16 protein-coding genes and 1 rRNA gene are annotated in these 15,097 nt (G+C 59.0%); 3 read left to right on the forward strand and 14 right to left on the reverse strand.

The features are described from left to right. Nucleotides 1-347, reverse strand: a 16S ribosomal RNA gene (locus ACIOAU_RS21535); the annotation flags it as partial. Nucleotides 348-985: 638 nt separating this feature from the next. Between ACIOAU_RS21535 and ACIOAU_RS21540 the strand changes: the two genes are divergently transcribed. Both ACIOAU_RS21540 and ACIOAU_RS21545 read left to right on the forward strand, forming a co-directional pair. Further along, on the forward strand, nucleotides 986-1,636 hold the full coding sequence (locus tag ACIOAU_RS21540) for a trypsin-like peptidase domain-containing protein (RefSeq protein ID WP_101322947.1): 651 nt from the start codon (nucleotides 986-988) through the stop codon (nucleotides 1,634-1,636). A 103-nt stretch (nucleotides 1,637-1,739) separates the two neighbouring features. Beyond that, nucleotides 1,740-2,633: a bestrophin family protein gene (locus ACIOAU_RS21545; RefSeq protein WP_101322946.1), complete on the forward strand. Its 894-nt coding sequence runs from the start codon at nucleotides 1,740-1,742 to the stop codon at nucleotides 2,631-2,633. An 18-nt stretch (nucleotides 2,634-2,651) separates the two neighbouring features. Here the strand turns inward: ACIOAU_RS21545 and ACIOAU_RS21550 are convergent, their stop codons facing one another. Together ACIOAU_RS21550 and ACIOAU_RS21555 are read right to left on the reverse strand one after the other, a co-directional pair. Continuing rightward, nucleotides 2,652-3,044: a lysozyme inhibitor LprI family protein gene (locus tag ACIOAU_RS21550; protein ID WP_258197239.1), complete on the reverse strand. Its 393-nt coding sequence runs from the start codon at nucleotides 3,042-3,044 to the stop codon at nucleotides 2,652-2,654. A gap of 95 nt (nucleotides 3,045-3,139) precedes the next feature. Next, nucleotides 3,140-4,048: a LysR family transcriptional regulator gene (locus ACIOAU_RS21555; protein ID WP_401184517.1), complete on the reverse strand. Its 909-nt coding sequence runs from the start codon at nucleotides 4,046-4,048 to the stop codon at nucleotides 3,140-3,142. Nucleotides 4,049-4,138: 90 nt separating this feature from the next. On the opposite strand from ACIOAU_RS21555, the gene ACIOAU_RS21560 reads away from it, so the two are divergent. Then, the gene (locus tag ACIOAU_RS21560; RefSeq protein ID WP_101316656.1) at nucleotides 4,139-4,612 is read left to right on the forward strand and encodes a DMT family transporter; all 474 of its coding nucleotides are present in this window, start codon (nucleotides 4,139-4,141) and stop codon (nucleotides 4,610-4,612) included. Nucleotides 4,613-4,623: 11 nt separating this feature from the next. Here the strand turns inward: ACIOAU_RS21560 and ACIOAU_RS21565 are convergent, their stop codons facing one another. From ACIOAU_RS21565 to ACIOAU_RS21615, 11 genes are all read right to left on the reverse strand, one after another. After that, entirely contained in the window at nucleotides 4,624-5,163 is a 540-nt protein-coding gene (locus ACIOAU_RS21565) for a hypothetical protein (RefSeq protein WP_150570100.1), read from the reverse strand. Nucleotides 5,164-5,215: 52 nt separating this feature from the next. Then, nucleotides 5,216-5,779 carry a GNAT family N-acetyltransferase gene (locus ACIOAU_RS21570; RefSeq protein ID WP_101316654.1) on the reverse strand — a complete coding sequence of 188 codons (564 nt, stop codon included), beginning with the start codon at nucleotides 5,777-5,779 and terminating at the stop codon, nucleotides 5,216-5,218. Between the two features lie 86 nt (nucleotides 5,780-5,865). Next, the gene (locus tag ACIOAU_RS21575) at nucleotides 5,866-6,240 is read right to left on the reverse strand and encodes a YkgJ family cysteine cluster protein (protein WP_101316652.1); all 375 of its coding nucleotides are present in this window, start codon (nucleotides 6,238-6,240) and stop codon (nucleotides 5,866-5,868) included. 149 nt (nucleotides 6,241-6,389) lie between these two features. After that, nucleotides 6,390-7,598, reverse strand: a complete 1,209-nt coding sequence (alaC, locus tag ACIOAU_RS21580) for an alanine transaminase (RefSeq protein ID WP_101316650.1) — start codon at nucleotides 7,596-7,598, stop codon at nucleotides 6,390-6,392. Between the two features lie 191 nt (nucleotides 7,599-7,789). Then, nucleotides 7,790-8,914 carry a hypothetical protein gene (locus ACIOAU_RS21585; protein ID WP_401184522.1) on the reverse strand — a complete coding sequence of 375 codons (1,125 nt, stop codon included), beginning with the start codon at nucleotides 8,912-8,914 and terminating at the stop codon, nucleotides 7,790-7,792. Between the two features lie 134 nt (nucleotides 8,915-9,048). Then, a complete protein-coding gene (cyoE, locus tag ACIOAU_RS21590; RefSeq protein ID WP_103436097.1) occupies nucleotides 9,049-9,936 on the reverse strand; it encodes a heme o synthase in 888 nt (295 codons plus the stop codon). A gap of 11 nt (nucleotides 9,937-9,947) precedes the next feature. Then, complete coding sequence (gene cyoD, locus ACIOAU_RS21595; RefSeq protein ID WP_150570092.1) at nucleotides 9,948-10,280, reverse strand: cytochrome o ubiquinol oxidase subunit IV; 333 nt, start codon at nucleotides 10,278-10,280, stop codon at nucleotides 9,948-9,950. After that, nucleotides 10,280-10,903, reverse strand: a complete 624-nt coding sequence (locus ACIOAU_RS21600) for a cytochrome o ubiquinol oxidase subunit III (protein WP_101316642.1) — start codon at nucleotides 10,901-10,903, stop codon at nucleotides 10,280-10,282. Before ACIOAU_RS21600 ends, cyoD begins: the two co-directional genes overlap by 1 nt. A 3-nt stretch (nucleotides 10,904-10,906) precedes the next feature. Then, on the reverse strand, nucleotides 10,907-12,925 hold the full coding sequence (cyoB, locus tag ACIOAU_RS21605; RefSeq protein WP_101316640.1) for a cytochrome o ubiquinol oxidase subunit I: 2,019 nt from the start codon (nucleotides 12,923-12,925) through the stop codon (nucleotides 10,907-10,909). A 3-nt stretch (nucleotides 12,926-12,928) separates the two neighbouring features. Further along, nucleotides 12,929-13,873 carry a ubiquinol oxidase subunit II gene (gene cyoA, locus ACIOAU_RS21610; protein WP_101316638.1) on the reverse strand — a complete coding sequence of 315 codons (945 nt, stop codon included), beginning with the start codon at nucleotides 13,871-13,873 and terminating at the stop codon, nucleotides 12,929-12,931. 559 nt (nucleotides 13,874-14,432) lie between these two features. Further along, a complete protein-coding gene (locus ACIOAU_RS21615) occupies nucleotides 14,433-14,939 on the reverse strand; it encodes a disulfide bond formation protein B (protein ID WP_101316636.1) in 507 nt (168 codons plus the stop codon). Nucleotides 14,940-15,097 lie beyond the last annotated feature (158 nt).

Genomic DNA, 15,097 nt, shown 5'->3' on the forward strand with positions numbered 1-15,097 from the left:
TGCCTCCCGTAGGAGTCTGGACCGTGTCTCAGTTCCAGTGTGACTGATCATCCTCTCAGACCAGTTACGGATCGTCGCCTTGGTGAGCCATTACCTCACCAACTAGCTAATCCGACCTAGGCTCATCTGATAGCGCAAGGCCCGAAGGTCCCCTGCTTTCTCCCGTAGGACGTATGCGGTATTAGCGTTCCTTTCGAAACGTTGTCCCCCACTACCAGGCAGATTCCTAGGCATTACTCACCCGTCCGCCGCTGAATCGAAGAGCAAGCTCTTCTCATCCGCTCGACTTGCATGTGTTAGGCCTGCCGCCAGCGTTCAATCTGAGCCATGATCAAACTCTTCAGTTCAATACTGCTTGGGTTTTTAAGAAACCCTAAACTTGGCTCAGCAATCTCAAATGACTACTATGATTTCTCATGCGGCCACTTGTGATGCTGATAATCTTGGCGACTATCAAACCGTACTCACAAGCACCCACACGAATTGCTTGATTCAATTTGTTAAAGAGCGGTTGGTTAAGAACTTGTTGTCTCAACCGAGATGCGCATCCTACAGAAGCTCATCTCACTTAGCAACCTTTTATTTTTGATTTGTTCAATCAAATCAGTTGCTTGCGCCAGGATCAGCTTGAAGCTTCTCGCTAGCGGGAGGCGAATAATACAGGATAGAAAAAGCCGGTCAACCCCCCTCCCGCATTTTTTATGGCGGGTCGCATACAGCCAGCCTCCACTGCGATTCCTCTCTATATAGAAGAGCGGTCTGCCCGCGCCACACCCGCCAGGCAAAACACTGGCGCCCGTACGCTGGCGGCAGCAGCCGCAGGCATCCGCCGAATCAATTGGGCCAGTGGCCATCTACACCTTAAGCTGTCGCTCGTCGGGTATAGCAATAAAGTATTGCCTTGGTGATGGCTCATCGCCATATTGGCGTTCCATTCTTGTGTGTGTGATTCATGAGCAAAATCGTGCCCTGTCTGGCAGCAATGATGCTGCTGAGTGGGTGCAATGGAGTGCCAACCTCGTATGTATCTGATCCGGTCTATGATCAGGCTTTCGTAGTCACCTCGCGCGGCCCGTTGCCGATGCTGTTGATGGCCTCTGCCATTCAGTGGAACGAGGACTACGCCGTCACCGCCAAACACACCCCATTTCTGCCGAACATTGTCCATGAAGGCCTGGGCGATGTGGTGTTCTTCAAGCACAAGGCAACCCAGGTTCCGCTGTGGCGCCAGTATGTGCCTGGCGAAGCAGTGACAGCCGTCGGTTTCAACAGCCTGATGATGCCGATGCAAGGCAAAGGCCACGCATTGCCATCACTGGTGCGCCTGCAAGGTACCAAGGGCAGCGTGTTCTATGGCGTGCATGACGGCCCTATTACCAAAGGCATGTCGGGCGGCCCGGTGTTTGCCGACGACGGCAAGGTGCTGGGTATCAATATCGCTTATCTGTCCAGGGACGAAGTGCAGGCACATGACCGCGCCGACCTGGCCAGCAGCGAGCACATCAGTGTGTTCATGTCCTACAGCGAGATCGACAAGGAATGGCGGCGTTATCAGCATCTGCTGGCCAAGAAGGGCAGGCCGCAACTGCCAGTGACGCCGGTCAGAGGCATGGTAGTCGCTGCCACAGCACGATGAACCAAGCGTGAAAACGTTTGGTTACAGCGCCCCGACCAACAGCCGCGAACCTTGGACCTCGTCCGGCGTCGGATCTGCATCCGCTCCGTTCGAGGTCTACCGCGTGAAACAACTCATCGCCCGCAAGCTGCGCCTGGTGGCGAAGACCTTCGGCTATATCGGTTGGTCGCTGTTCTGGCTGCTGATCTGGGATGTCCTGGTCACAATCGATTTCATGCTGTTCTTCAACAGCAAGTTCACCTTGCCGCTGATGCCACTGACGTTGCTCGGCTCTGCTCTGGTGGTACTGGTCAGCTTCCGTAACAGCAGTGCCTATAACCGCTGGTGGGAGGCACGCACCCTGTGGGGCGCGCTGGTAAACAGCTCGCGCAGTTTCGCGCGCCAGGTGCTGACCCTGATTGATGACGGCGATGAGGGCTTGAACCCGATCAAAGCTACCTTGTTACGCCGGCATGTCGCCTACGTGAATTGCCTGGCGGCGCACTTGAAGGGGGAAGCATGCCCAGACGAGCTGATGGCGTTTATACCACCCAAGGAATTCGAGCGGCGTAATCGCTCGAACAACTTCGCCAATGACATCCTCAGCGGCTCGGCCGCCTTGCTCGCCCGCGAATACAAGGCCGGCCGGCTGGACAGCATTCGCCTGGCCAGGCTGGAGTCGACCCTGGTCGACCTGTCCAACGCGCAAGGCGGGATGGAGCGGATCGCCAACACGCCATTGCCCTACCCTTATGTGTACTTCCCGCGGTTGTTCATTTCGCTGTTCTGCCTGATCGTGCCGATCGGCCTGGTCGAGTCGCTGGGCTGGTTCACTCCACTGGCATCGACCGTGGTGGGCTTCATGCTGCTGGCGATCGAGCGGATCGGCTCCGACCTGCAGAGCCCGTTCCGCTTCAGCGAGCATCAGATCCAGATGGACACCATCTGCGAAACCATCGAGCGCAATCTGGAGTCGATGCAGCGCGAAGCCCAGTGCGGCCAGGTAACCACGGACTAATCATCCAAGGCCAGCCAGTCATTGCCCCGGGCTGAGTATCCGCTCAAGCTCCGCCGCACGGTCGCGGGTCATGCCCATCACACATGTGCCGGCCTCGATCTGCCGCAGGGTGCCGCCGCTGGCCTGGCTATGGAGGGCGCAGTTGTCATCGCGATACTTGATCCAACTGCGCTGCGCAGTGCGCAAGGCCTTCTGTGCATCGCCTGCAAGCTTGGCCTGCAACTGCTTGTAGACACGGTTCAGACGCTGATCCTGCAGGCTGCTCTCGCTTTGGATACAGCTGCTCATGGCAACAGTACTGGAGGCCTTGTCCATACACTCGGTATAACTGGTGGAAAAGTCGTCGGCGCTCGCGGCTGCGCTCGAGCAACCCAGGATCAAGGTCATGACGATAGTAGTGCGGTTACGCATGAGCAAGTCTCGCGGATGAGTGACGGCGACCAGCCTAGCACTTCCCCATCCAAGGTCGGCTACCAACGGCAACAATCAGACCAAACCCACTCGGCTCACTCCGTGTTCTGACAGATGCTCGCCACCCGCGCACGCAACCAGGCATGGCCGGCGTCGCCTTCGCGGCGTGCATGCCACGCCTGGGCAAAAGCAAAAGGTGCGATCGCCAACGGCGGGGCGAAGGTACGCAGCGCCGGGTCCAGACGAGCCCCGCTGAGGCTGCGCCGCGCCACCGTAAGTATCAGATCGGTGCCAACCAACAGTGTCTGCGCTACGCCCCAGTGCGGCAGCGTCAAGGCAATCCGCCGTTGCTCGCCCACCTGCTGCAGGGCGCGATCGATCTCATTGTCGATGCCCGGCCGCACCGCAACCAGCACGTGGGGGCGCTGCAACCACTGACTCAAGCTCAGCCCTGCGCGCTGCGGCAGGTTCCTGCGGTCGGCCACACAGACAAAACTTTCGTCGAACAGCACCTGGCGCTGCACTTCAGCCGGCCAATCGGGGAACACGCCGAGCGCCAGATCCACTTCTCCGTCGATCAACTGCCCCAGCATGGCTTCCCGGCTGCCCTGCGAGACCACCAGGTCGACCCCGGGCGCCTCTTCGCGGACCTGCCGTAACAGGCCGGGCAGCAACACCCTGGCGCCATAGTCCGACATCGACAGGCGAAAAGTACGACGCGATTTGCCGGCCTCAAAGCCAGGACTGCCAAGCAGACCGTCCAACTGCTGCAACGCATGCTGCAAAGGCTCGCGCAGGGATTGCGCCCGGGGGCTCAATTGCAGCCTGCCGCCACGCCGCACCAACAGCGGATCGGCAAAGATTTCTCGCAACTGAGCCAGCGCATGGCTCACCGCAGGCTGGCTGCGATGCAGACGCAACGCGGCGCGGGACACGTGCTGCTCACTGAGCAGCGCGTTTAGCGTCAGCAGCAGATTGAGGTCGATGCGGCGCAGATCATCCATCTAGCGAATACCAACTGTGCGGAGTTCGAATTTCCATCATTGAAATGGATAACACAGACTGCAGCCAGTGATTTCTTCAGGAGCATCCCAATGCCGCATGCACTTACCTTGTCTGTCCTGCTTCCCATGCTGATCGCCCTGCTGGCCGGCGCAGCTGTGCCGTTCCAGGCAGGCAGCAACGCCGCCCTCGGCCGACTGCTGGGGCATCCGTTATGGGCCGCGGGGGTTTCGTTATTGGTCAGCCTGATGCTGCTGATACCGGCATTGCTGGTGCTACGGGCACCGCTGCCGCAGCTGCAGAATCTGACCCAGGCGCCGTGGTGGGCCTGGCTGGGAGGATTGGCAGGCGTGTTGTACATCACTGCTGCGCTGATCCTCACACCGCGCTTGGGTGCGGCCGGGTTTATCGTCTGCGTGATCGCCGGGCAGGTACTGTCCTCATTGCTGATCGATCAATGGGGCTTGATGGGCCTGCCGGAAAAACCCGTCAACAGTCTCAGGCTGGCCGGCGTGGGCATGATCGTGCTCGGCATGCTGCTGGTGCAGTGGGGCACTGCGCGCTGACAACAGACCGGTCAGAAGGCCTGCGGTTGAATGGGCGGGTCCAGCACTCTTTCCACTTGAAAGCGCAGCGAGGGCATTTCGGTGGCCACGTACACCGTCACCCCCAACGCGGCGATCAAGGCCACGTCGAGCCAGCGCCATCCTGGCATTTGCGCGGCACTGCGGGCCTTCCAGCACCACCAGGCCTGGCCCGCGCAGAACAACGCGATTGCCGCCAGCCACAGGTAAAAGCCCGCGCCAAAACCAATCAGGTCCTGGAAGGCATAGCTGCGATTGTCCGGCAGGCGATCAATGCCCAGGCTGCTCGCCGCCAGATACAGCGCGGCGAGGCCCAGCACCAGTGCCAGCCGACGAAAGCGCCGGTGGCTGAGCACGGCCAGGGCCAACAAAGGATTGGCAAACCACTGGTAGTGCTCGAACGGAATCCCCCAAGGCCCGTATAGCAGGATCTGCAAGGCGGGCATATGCCGCCCCGCACTCAGGTAGACACCGTCAAACGCCAGACTGCAGAGGAACAGCAACAGGCTCAGGGCGATATAGAACGTGGGCAACTGGAGGAACCAAGGGCGACCGGCGTTCACCCGACCGTCATTCACCGTCATATCAGGCAACCGGTGGCTCCAGCAACAAGCCGTAGATACCCGAATCGGACAACTCCCCCGCCACGCACCAACGTGCCCGCAGGGTGCCTTCAAGGACAAAGCCCTGACGCTCGAGGGTACGTGCCGAGCCCTGATTGCGCGGGTCGATTTCACCTTCCAGGCGGCGCAGGTGCAGCGTGTGCGCAAGGTAATCGATAAAGCAGGTCAGTGCTTCGTCCATGTAGCCGCGGCCCTGCACGCTGCTGGCTAGGCAATAGCCGATTTCGCCACGGCGGGAGACGTCGTCGATGTTGAACAGCTGGACCATGCCGATCAGCGCCCCGGTGTCGCGCCGGTACATGCCAAGCTTGAGTTGCTCGCCCTTGGCGTACGCTTCGCGGTCTGCCGCCAGAGCGCTTTGCGCCTCGGCCAGGTCCTGCCACGGGGCGTGGTGCCAGTAACGCATGACCTGCGGGTCGGCCATCATCTCCAACCACTGCGCGGCGTCGGCATGACGCATCGGGCGCAGTTGCAGGCGCGGGCTTTCAAGGAGCAAGTCAGAGGGGAAACTGCGGGGCTGGGTCACGCCGGACCTCCTGTCCATCGCTGGAAAGATGACAGTCTAGCGTCAGTCGGACCCCAGGGTCACCGGGCATTTTCAACCCAGTGCAATCACGCCACCTCGGCGCCTTCATCTGGCCAGTGCGGCTCGTTGGCCTCCAGCGGCGGTAACCCATAGGCAGCACGGGCTGCGTCGCAACTGGGATTGTGCACGCCATTGACCCAGGACGCCTCGAACTCGCGACAGGGCGTGGAACGGTTGGCGTAGATGCTGCACCCCACCTGCTTGCCAATCTCGCCATCGAGGCTGATGCAGCGGCACGGCTTGGCGTCGGTGCCAATCATGGCGACCCGGCTTGGGGTGATCTGCACCACCAGATCGTCCGGCACGACACCGCCCGATGACTGGCATTCGCCCCAGAAGAAGGACACACGGAAGTACCCGCAGCACGCGCCGCAGTCAAGGCAAGGGTTATATTCGGACATGATCGCCAGGGAGGGAGAGTTGTTGTTATCGGGGCTTGGCCCGCGGCGCCATTGTTGATCCAACCGGGGGTAGCTGAGAAGAGGGTATATGAAAAAAAACATGCCGCTGATCGGCGGCATGTCGGTTGGCTGTTGAGCGTACGAAGAGGTTACTTGGCGGTCAGCCCATCCGCCCGGAACATCTGGCGAATGCCACGAATCGCCTGACGAATGCGGTCCTGGTTTTCGATCAGGGCAAAGCGCACATGATCATCGCCGTAATCGCCGAAACCAATCCCTGGCGATACGCAGACCTTGGCCTCGGCCAGCAGCTTCTTCGCGAACTCCAGCGAGCCCAGGTGTGCGTATGCCTCGGGTATCTTCGCCCAGATGTACATCGAGGCCTTGGGGTTCTCGACCATCCAGCCCAGCTCGTGCAAGCCCTTGACCAACAGATTGCGGCGCTGGCGGTATTGCTCGGCGATGTCGCGCACGCATTGCTGATCACCCTCAAGGGCGGCAATGGCCGCTACCTGCAGCGGGGTGAAGGTGCCGTAATCGTGATAGCTCTTGATCCGCCCAAGGGCGCTGACCAGCTCTGGATTGCCGACCATGAAACCAATCCGCCAGCCGGCCATGTTGTAGCTTTTGGACAGGGTGAAGAACTCCACCGCGATGTCCTTGGCACCGGGCACCTGCATGATCGAAGGGGCCTTCCAGCCGTCGTAGACAATGTCGGCATAGGCCAGATCGTGGATGACCAGCACGTCGTATTGCTTGGCCAGCGCTACCACACGCTCGAAGAAATCCAGCTCGACACACTGCGCAGTCGGGTTGGACGGGAAGCCGAGGATCATCATTTTCGGCTTGGGGATCGACTCGCGGATCGCCCGCTCAAGCTCGGTGAAGAAATCCACCCCCGGCACCAACGGCACCGAACGCACCTGTGCACCGGCGATCACGGCACCGTAGATGTGGATGGGATAACTGGGGTTGGGCACCAGAACCGTGTCGCCATGATCAAGGGTGGCCAGCATCAAGTGCGCCAAGCCCTCTTTCGAGCCAATGGTGACGATGGCCTCGCTCTCAGGATCGATATCGACCTGATAGCGGTCCTGATACCAGCGCGAAATCGCCCGGCGCAGGCGCGGAATGCCGCGCGAGGTGGAGTAACCATGAGTGTCGTCACGCTGGGCAACCTGCACCAGCTTCTCGACGATGTGCGGCGGCGTGGCGCCATCGGGGTTGCCCATGCTCAGATCAATGATGTCCTCGCCACGACGGCGGGCAGCCATCTTCAGCTCGGCAGTGATGTTGAAAACATAGGGCGGGAGACGATCTATGCGCGCAAAGCGGCGCGGCGAACCTTGGTCGGCCATGTGTACCTCGAAGACGTAAGCGCCCGGAACCGTCCGAGCGACGTTAGCCGCTGTAGCGGCCAGATCAGACAATAATGCCGAAATGATTTATCTGCAAAGGATAATTTTCTGTTTTTTTATATATTTTCAGGCGTATTAAACAATTCCTCAGAAGCGGCTGCTCAGTGGCGCGCGCTGAACAGCCAGCTCGATCAGCGTAGTACCTTGTAGCTGTCTACGGTTACCCGCTCCAATGCCAAGCCTTCACTGGGCTTGAATGCACTGCCGGTAACCTTGCTGAAGGACGTTTCATCGGTGCCGAAGTGAACAAAGCGGTCTGCTGCACTGCCCTCTGTCACCACCGTGTAGGACTTCTTGCGCATCGCTGTGTAGCGCTCGTTCTCTGCGATCATTTCCTTGTGATACTGCATCAACTGGATGTCGTTGAGCTGCAGCCGGTTGTTGAGCTTCACGCCCCAACGGGTCAGGCAGACTTCGGCAAAATGGCGCACCAGCAAGCCCGGCTCATCGAGGTGCTTGCCACCGCCGGCACCATCGACCGAAGCGTTACCGACCAACGTGGCATGCCGACCGTGCATAGGGAAGACATGGATGCGAGTAGTCGCGGCCACACTCGGTATAACGCAGGCAAAGCCTTTTGAACGCTCGTCACGCGAGTAGAAGCCGACGTACTCCTTCACATTGCTGGCCAGCTGTACGCGGCGCTTGTCGATATTGCCTACCCCGGGTACGGGGTCGATGGCAAAGATGTTGACCGGAATGTGCTTGAGTTCCGGGTCGCTGGCCAAGGCATTGGCGAGCATATGGCAGCTGATGCCGCCGCGACTCCAGCCGACCAGATTGATCTGGGTCGGAATCAGCGGTTTGCGGAAGCGAGTAATGATCTCCTGATAGAGCTCTTGCTTGGCAAAGCTGTCGCCATAGTCGTACGTACGCCAGAACCACGAAGAGCCAGCCTCGGCATCCGGGACCTCAACCCCGCGTTTCTTCAGGTCTTCGTACTCTTCTTTGCTGAGCTTGGTGCGCTGCCAGTTGGTTTTGCCCCTGATCACCTGCACCACGTGGGCGACGTTTTCTTCCCAGCCGCGGCCAAACAGCTGACCGGTCCAGTTGAAATAACTGCCTGGCTTGACGAACAGGTCATCGTCCTGCAGGTTGCCGCTGCCTGGGCCATCGACAGCAATTTGCTCAGCCCAGAGCCGGCCTTGGTCGTTGTGGGCCAACGTCGAGACCAGTTCGCCGTTCCAGAAATCAGGGTTGGCGGTGTCATAGCGGGTGGAACCGGTGCCACAGAAATAGGCCGTAAATACACTCATCTGGATGTCTCCTGGGGACTAGGGAGGCACACCATATGGCGTGTGAGGCGGTGCCGAGCAGGCGGAAAACCTGCCATGCTCAAGGCAAAAAAAAGCCCCGACACACGGCCAGGGCTTCTTCACAACAAATGTCTTCAGCGGGCGTAAGTCATCAACACGTCAGCAGCAGTCTGGCTGTCTACCGACATCATCACGCTCAAGGCGGTCACGGTGAGGATAGAAAAGCCGAATACCTTGCGCGCCCACTTGCTGTCATCTTCAGCCTTGTAGCCGCCCCAGGCCATGTACAACCAGTACAGGCCCATACCGGCGGCAACCGCCATGTAGCCGAGCCCGGCGTAACCGCCGAGGGTCAGCATCAGGGTAGCGAGGACGAATGCCAGCACGTACAGCACGATCTGCTTTTTCGCCGCGAGGATACCGCGCGCCACCGGCAGAACCGGAATATTGGCAGCGCTGTAATCTTTGAAGCGGAAGATCGCGATGGCAAAGCTGTGCGGCATCTGCCACAGGCTGAACATCACCAGCAGGGTCACTGCAGCCAGGTCGAAGCTGTTGCTCACGGCGCAGTAGCCGATCACCGGAGGCATGGCACCGGACAGGCTGCCAACCAAGGTGCCGTGCACCGATTTGCGCTTCAGCCAGAGGCTGTAGAAACCGACGTAGACGACGAACCCGATCAGGGCGCAGTACGCCGCCAACGGGTTGGCCTGCACGTACAGCAAGCTGAAACCACCCAGCCCAAGCAGGGTGGCGTATATCAGCGCCAGCGGCAGCGACATGCCGCCCTGGACCATCACGCGGTTCTTGGTGCGCTCCATCTTGATGTCGATGTCACGGTCGATGCAGTTGTTGAACACGCAACCGGACGCCACCACCATCGAGGTACCGAGCACCACCGCCAGGAACAGGGCGAAATCCACATGCCCGCTGGAGGCAAGGAAGAAGCCGCCTGCCACGGAAAGCACGTTACCGAAAATGATCCCCGGTTTGGTGATTTGGATAAAGTGCTTCAGTGACATGCAGTCTTACCTCACTTGGCCATCATTTCGAAGTGGATGCTGAACATGATCCACAGCGACAGGCCGACCAGCAGCGCGATTACCAGAATGGTGAACAGGAACGTCGACACATTGGAACGCTGCTCTTTCGAGCGGTCCATGTGCAGGAAGTACACCAGGTGTACCACTACCTGAATGACGGCCATGGCCACCACGATCAGGACGGTCAGGTTCTTCGGAAAGGTCGGGAACATGACCAGGCCGAACGGGATCGCAGTCAGGATGATCGACAGTACGAAACCGACCATGTACGACTTGACGCTGCCGTGGCTACCTTCGTGATGAGTGTCGTGTGCGTTAGCCATTACAGAACCCCCAACAGGTAAACGACGGTGAATACGCAGATCCAGACCACGTCGAGGAAGTGCCAGAACAGGCTCAGGCAGCTCATGCGGGTCTTGGCAGTCGGCGTGATGCCGTGCTTGTTGATCTGATACATCATGATCGCCATCCAGATCAGACCGGCAGTCACGTGCAGACCGTGGGTACCGACCAGCGCGAAGAACGCCGACAGGAAGCCACTGCGCTGCGGGCCGTAACCCTCAGAGATCAGGTGATGGAACTCATAGATTTCCATCGCGATGAAGCCAGCACCGAACAGGAAGGTCACAGCCAACCAGCCCAGTACACCTGCCTTGTTGCCGTCGAACATCTTCAGCATGGCGAAGCCGAAGGTGATCGAGGACAGCAGCAGGAACGCGGTTTCAACCAGCACGAAGTCGAGCTGGAAGATGTCGTGACCCGACGGGCCGCCGGCGAAACCGCCGGACAGCACCGCGTAGGTGGCGAAGAGCGACGCAAACAGGATGCAGTCGGTCATCAGGTACAGCCAGAAACCAAGTACGGTCATCTGGCCCGAGTCGTGGTGGTGATCGTCGTGCCCATGGTCATGACCATGAGCGTCACCGTGGATTACTTGACTGGACATTGATTACACCCGTTCAAACGATTCGACACGTGCGCCGGCAGGCAGAGCACCTGCTTTGGCCAACGCTTGCATGCGCTCGCCTTCGATGCGCGCCACTTCTTCAGCCGGCACCATGTAGCCCTGGTCGTCACGTGCAGCGTGGCGAACGAAGACTGCGATGGTTGCTACCAGGCTTGCGCCAACCAGCCACCAGATATGCCAGATGAAGGCAAAGCCGAAGACGGTCAACAACAGGCCCATGAACAGACCGGTAGAGGTGTTGCTTGGCATGTGGATCGCTTCGTACTTGGCCGGAACCTTGTACGCAACTTCGGCTTCCTTGGCTTCGTGCCAGGCGTCCAGACCAACTTTCTCAGGCATGTGAGCGAAGTTGTAGAACGGCGGCGGCGAAGAAGTCGACCACTCCAGCGTACGGCCACCCCATGGATCGCCAGTGACGTCCAGGTTCTGGTTGCGATCGCGGATCGACACGAACAGCTGGATCAGCTGGCAAGCGATACCGAACAGGATCAGCACGGCGCCGACTACCGCTACCCACAGGTAGGGTTCCCACAGTGGGTTTTCGGTGTGGTTCAGACGACGGGTCATGCCCATGAAGCCCAGGGCGTACAGCGGCATGAACGCAACGTAGAAGCCCGAGATCCAGAACCAGAAGGCAGCTTTGCCCCACTTCTCGTTCAGGGTGAAACCAAAGGCTTTCGGGAACCAGAAGGCGAAGCCGGCAATGTAGCCGAATACCGCACCACCGATGATCACGTTGTGGAAGTGAGCGATAACGAACAGGCTGTTGTGCAGCACGAAGTCAGCACCTGGAACAGCCAGCAGAACGCCAGTCATACCACCGATCGAGAAGGTGACCATGAAGCCCAGGGTCCACAGCATCGGCGCGGTGAAGCGCACGCGGCCTTGATACATGGTGAACAGCCAGTTGAACAACTTCACACCGGTCGGGATGGAGATCAACATCGTCGCCAGGCCGAAGAAGGTGTTGACGCTCGCGCCGGCACCCATGGTGAAGAAGTGGTGCAGCCAAACTGCAAAGCCGAGAATGGCGATCGCGCCCGATGCATAGATCATCGAGTGGTGGCCGAACAGGCGTTTGCCAGAGAACGTCGAGGTAACTTCCGAGAACACGCCGAAGGCCGGCAGAATCAGAATGTAAACCTCAGGGTGACCCCACGCCCAGAACAGGTTGACGTACATCATCGGGTTCCCACCAAGCTCGTTGGTGAAGATATGGAAGTCCAGATAACGGTCAACAGTCAGCAGAGCGAGTGCAGCGGTCAGGATCGGGAACGAAGCCACGATCAGCACGTTGGCCCAGGTGCAGGTCCAGGTGAAGATCGGCATGTCCATCAGCTTCATGCCAGGCGCGCGCATTTTCATCACGGTGACGAGGAAGTTGACGCCGGTCAGCGTTGTCCCCAGACCCGATAGCTGCAGTGCCCAGATGTAGTAGTCGACACCCACGCCCGGACTGTACTGAATACCCGCAAGCGGCGGATACGCAACCCAGCCAGTCTTGGCGAACTCACCAACACCCAGGGAGATGTTGACCAGCAGCACGCCTGCCAGCAGCAGGTAGAAGCTCAGGGAGTTGAGGAACGGGAAGGCCACGTCACGTGCACCGATCTGCAGCGGAACCGCAAGGTTCATCAGACCAGTGAAGAACGGCATCGCCATGAAGATGATCATGATCACACCGTGCGCGGTGAAGATCTGGTCATAGTGTTCAGGCGGCAGATAGCCGGTGTCGCCACCCGTGGCCACGGCCAGCTGGGTACGCATCATGATGGCGTCGGCAAAGCCGCGGATCAGCATGATCATGGCGACGATGATGTACATCACGCCGATTTTCTTGTGGTCGACAGTCGTCAGCCACTCGGTCCACAAGTAGGTCCACTTGCGGAAGTAGGTGATCAGACCTACTACAGCGATACCACCCAGCGCGATCATGGCAAGTGTCACCATGACTATCGGCTCGTGATACGGGATCGCCTCCAGACTTAATTTACCGAACATCTCTTACTCCTCTGCCCCGGCAGCTGGTTGCTTACTCGACTCCACACCCTGGGTTGTGGCCAGGTCTTTGCTGCCTTGTTCTTCGTGGTTCGGCCGACCGCGGTTCATGCCTTCGTACTTGTCGACGATGGTCTGGAACTGGTCAGGCGAGGCCACGCTGTACAGCGTGACTGGGTGGTTTTCGCTTGGTTTGGCCAAGGCTTCGTATTCAGCCTTGCTCAGCGTTTTTGGCGACTGCTTGACTTCAGCAACCCACTTCTCGAAGTCGGCCTGGGAAGTGGCAGTAGCCTTGAACTTCATGCCGGTGAAACCAGCACCGCTGTAGTTGGCGCTGATACCGTCAAACACACCGTTCTCGTTGGCGATCAGGTGCAGTTTGGTGGTCATGCCCGCCATCGCGTAGATCTGGCCGCCCAGACCCGGGATGAAGAACGAGTTCATCACAGCGTCCGAGGTCACACGGAAGTTCACCGGCGTGTTGGCCGGGAAGACCAGCGTGTTGACGGTGGCAATGCCCTGTTCCGGATAGATGAACAGCCATTTCCAGTCCAGCGCGACCACATCGACCTGCACCGGCTTCACGTCGGAATCCAGCGGACGATACGGATCCAGCTTGTGCGTGGACACGTAGGTCACGTAGCCCAGGGCAACGATGATGATGACCGGGATGATCCACACGGCCAGTTCGATCTTGGTCGAGTGCGACCAGTCTGGGGTGTAGGTGGCTGCCTTGTTGGAAGCACGATACTTCCAGGCAAATGCCAAAGTCATGATGATGACCGGCACAACCACCAGCAGCATCAGGCCGGTAGCGATCAGGATAAGGTTCTTTTGCTCAATGCCGACCTGACCCTTCGGGTCGAGCAGGGTCCAGTTGCACCCACTGAGTAAAAGCATGCCTAAAAAGGGCAATATGCCAAACAGTCTGGGGTAACGCTTTTTACTCATCTCACGACCTCTAGATCAGCTTGCTTCAATGCAATTTGTGTTTTGGTCACCAACACTTCGTCCTGCCAAGCGTCAGCAATTTTGGCTCGAATTCGCTCCTGCCTGGGGTCCTCAACGTGGACCTGGGCGGTTAGCGGGCTTAACGGTATTTATGGTGTAGGCAAACGGCCCGTACAGCTGTACCAAGTCCATTTGGTGCGGGTTAACGCGGAGGGGTGTCCGCCCGGTATCGCCGTTGGGCGAAACTTGACGAAGTCAGCAAAAAGGAGGCCGTGGCTTCCTTCAAATCCTGCGACTCGCAAGCAGTGCCGAACGGAAATTGGGGGCGATTGTAGATAGGTCGCCCACCCTTGACTATGACTTATTGAGCAACAGTCTTTTGCAGATTCGGTAACAATGGAGTAGGGAAAATCAGGTTCGCGACAGTTTGTCGCACCCCATCCTACAGGCCTGAAACACTTATCCTGCAAGGCTTTGTCGTTGATCTGGATCAAGCGAATGGCGAGAAAAGGGGCTTCTCTCGCCGTGCAACAGACTTGCGCTCAAACGGTACTTTGGTCTAAGCCCGTTTGCGGTTGCGATAGATGCCTACCGGCACCAGAATCGCGGTCAGCACGAACGCCAGCAGCGCCCATTGTGCCAGCGACAGACCCAGCAGCGGAGGGTATGGCGTGCTGCAGAAACCCTCGACCTGGAACGCCAGTGGCCAGACCTTGGCCAGTGGCAAGTCATCGACGATCGGTTGCAGGGTATCGATACCGCAACTGACCGCAGGGTTGGCGAGTATATACACATGGCGCCCAGCCGCAACGATTCCGCCAATGGCACTGAGTACCACCAGCCCTTCGAACAGGGTCAGGCCCCGGCGGTTGGGCATTGCCGCGCCGATGAAGGCAAACAGCGCGATCAGCAGCAATGCATAGCGTTGCAGGATGCACAGCGGGCATGGCGCCTCGCCGAGGACAATCTGCATATACAGCGCGCCGCCAATCAGCGCCAGGCAGATCAGGCCCAGCAGGGCCAGAAAGCGCCGTTCACGGTTCAGGCGCGAGAGTTGTTCGTTCATTGCCGATTCCTTCGAGGGAGAGTGACAGCACGCAGGCCAGCCGCTGGGCAGTTTACACGCTGGCCATGAGCGTGGATGCGTCGAGACAACGGCAAGCGCCACTCTCCGGAGACACTAGGACCGAGCCAAACCTCTTCAGTTCAACGACGGCCCTGTAT

Source organism: Pseudomonas sp. NPDC088322 (genome assembly GCF_044740745.1).
Classification (GTDB): domain Bacteria; phylum Pseudomonadota; class Gammaproteobacteria; order Pseudomonadales; family Pseudomonadaceae; genus Aquipseudomonas; species Aquipseudomonas shirazensis.

Coding starts and splice junctions, on each gene's coding strand:
- ACIOAU_RS21540 (WP_101322947.1), top strand. CDS start 986: ATGCTGCTGAGTGGGTGCAATGGAGTGCCAACCTCGTATGTATCTGAT.
- ACIOAU_RS21550 (WP_258197239.1), bottom strand. CDS start 3,044: ATGCGTAACCGCACTACTATCGTCATGACCTTGATCCTGGGTTGCTCG.
- ACIOAU_RS21555 (WP_401184517.1), bottom strand. CDS start 4,048: ATGGATGATCTGCGCCGCATCGACCTCAATCTGCTGCTGACGCTAAAC.
- ACIOAU_RS21560 (WP_101316656.1), top strand. CDS start 4,139: ATGCCGCATGCACTTACCTTGTCTGTCCTGCTTCCCATGCTGATCGCC.
- ACIOAU_RS21575 (WP_101316652.1), bottom strand. CDS start 6,240: ATGTCCGAATATAACCCTTGCCTTGACTGCGGCGCGTGCTGCGGGTAC.
- alaC (WP_101316650.1), bottom strand. CDS start 7,598: ATGGCCGACCAAGGTTCGCCGCGCCGCTTTGCGCGCATAGATCGTCTC.
- ACIOAU_RS21585 (WP_401184522.1), bottom strand. CDS start 8,914: ATGAGTGTATTTACGGCCTATTTCTGTGGCACCGGTTCCACCCGCTAT.
- cyoE (WP_103436097.1), bottom strand. CDS start 9,936: ATGTCACTGAAGCACTTTATCCAAATCACCAAACCGGGGATCATTTTC.
- cyoD (WP_150570092.1), bottom strand. CDS start 10,280: ATGGCTAACGCACACGACACTCATCACGAAGGTAGCCACGGCAGCGTC.
- ACIOAU_RS21600 (WP_101316642.1), bottom strand. CDS start 10,903: ATGTCCAGTCAAGTAATCCACGGTGACGCTCATGGTCATGACCATGGG.
- cyoB (WP_101316640.1), bottom strand. CDS start 12,925: ATGTTCGGTAAATTAAGTCTGGAGGCGATCCCGTATCACGAGCCGATA.
- cyoA (WP_101316638.1), bottom strand. CDS start 13,873: ATGAGTAAAAAGCGTTACCCCAGACTGTTTGGCATATTGCCCTTTTTA.
- ACIOAU_RS21615 (WP_101316636.1), bottom strand. CDS start 14,939: ATGAACGAACAACTCTCGCGCCTGAACCGTGAACGGCGCTTTCTGGCC.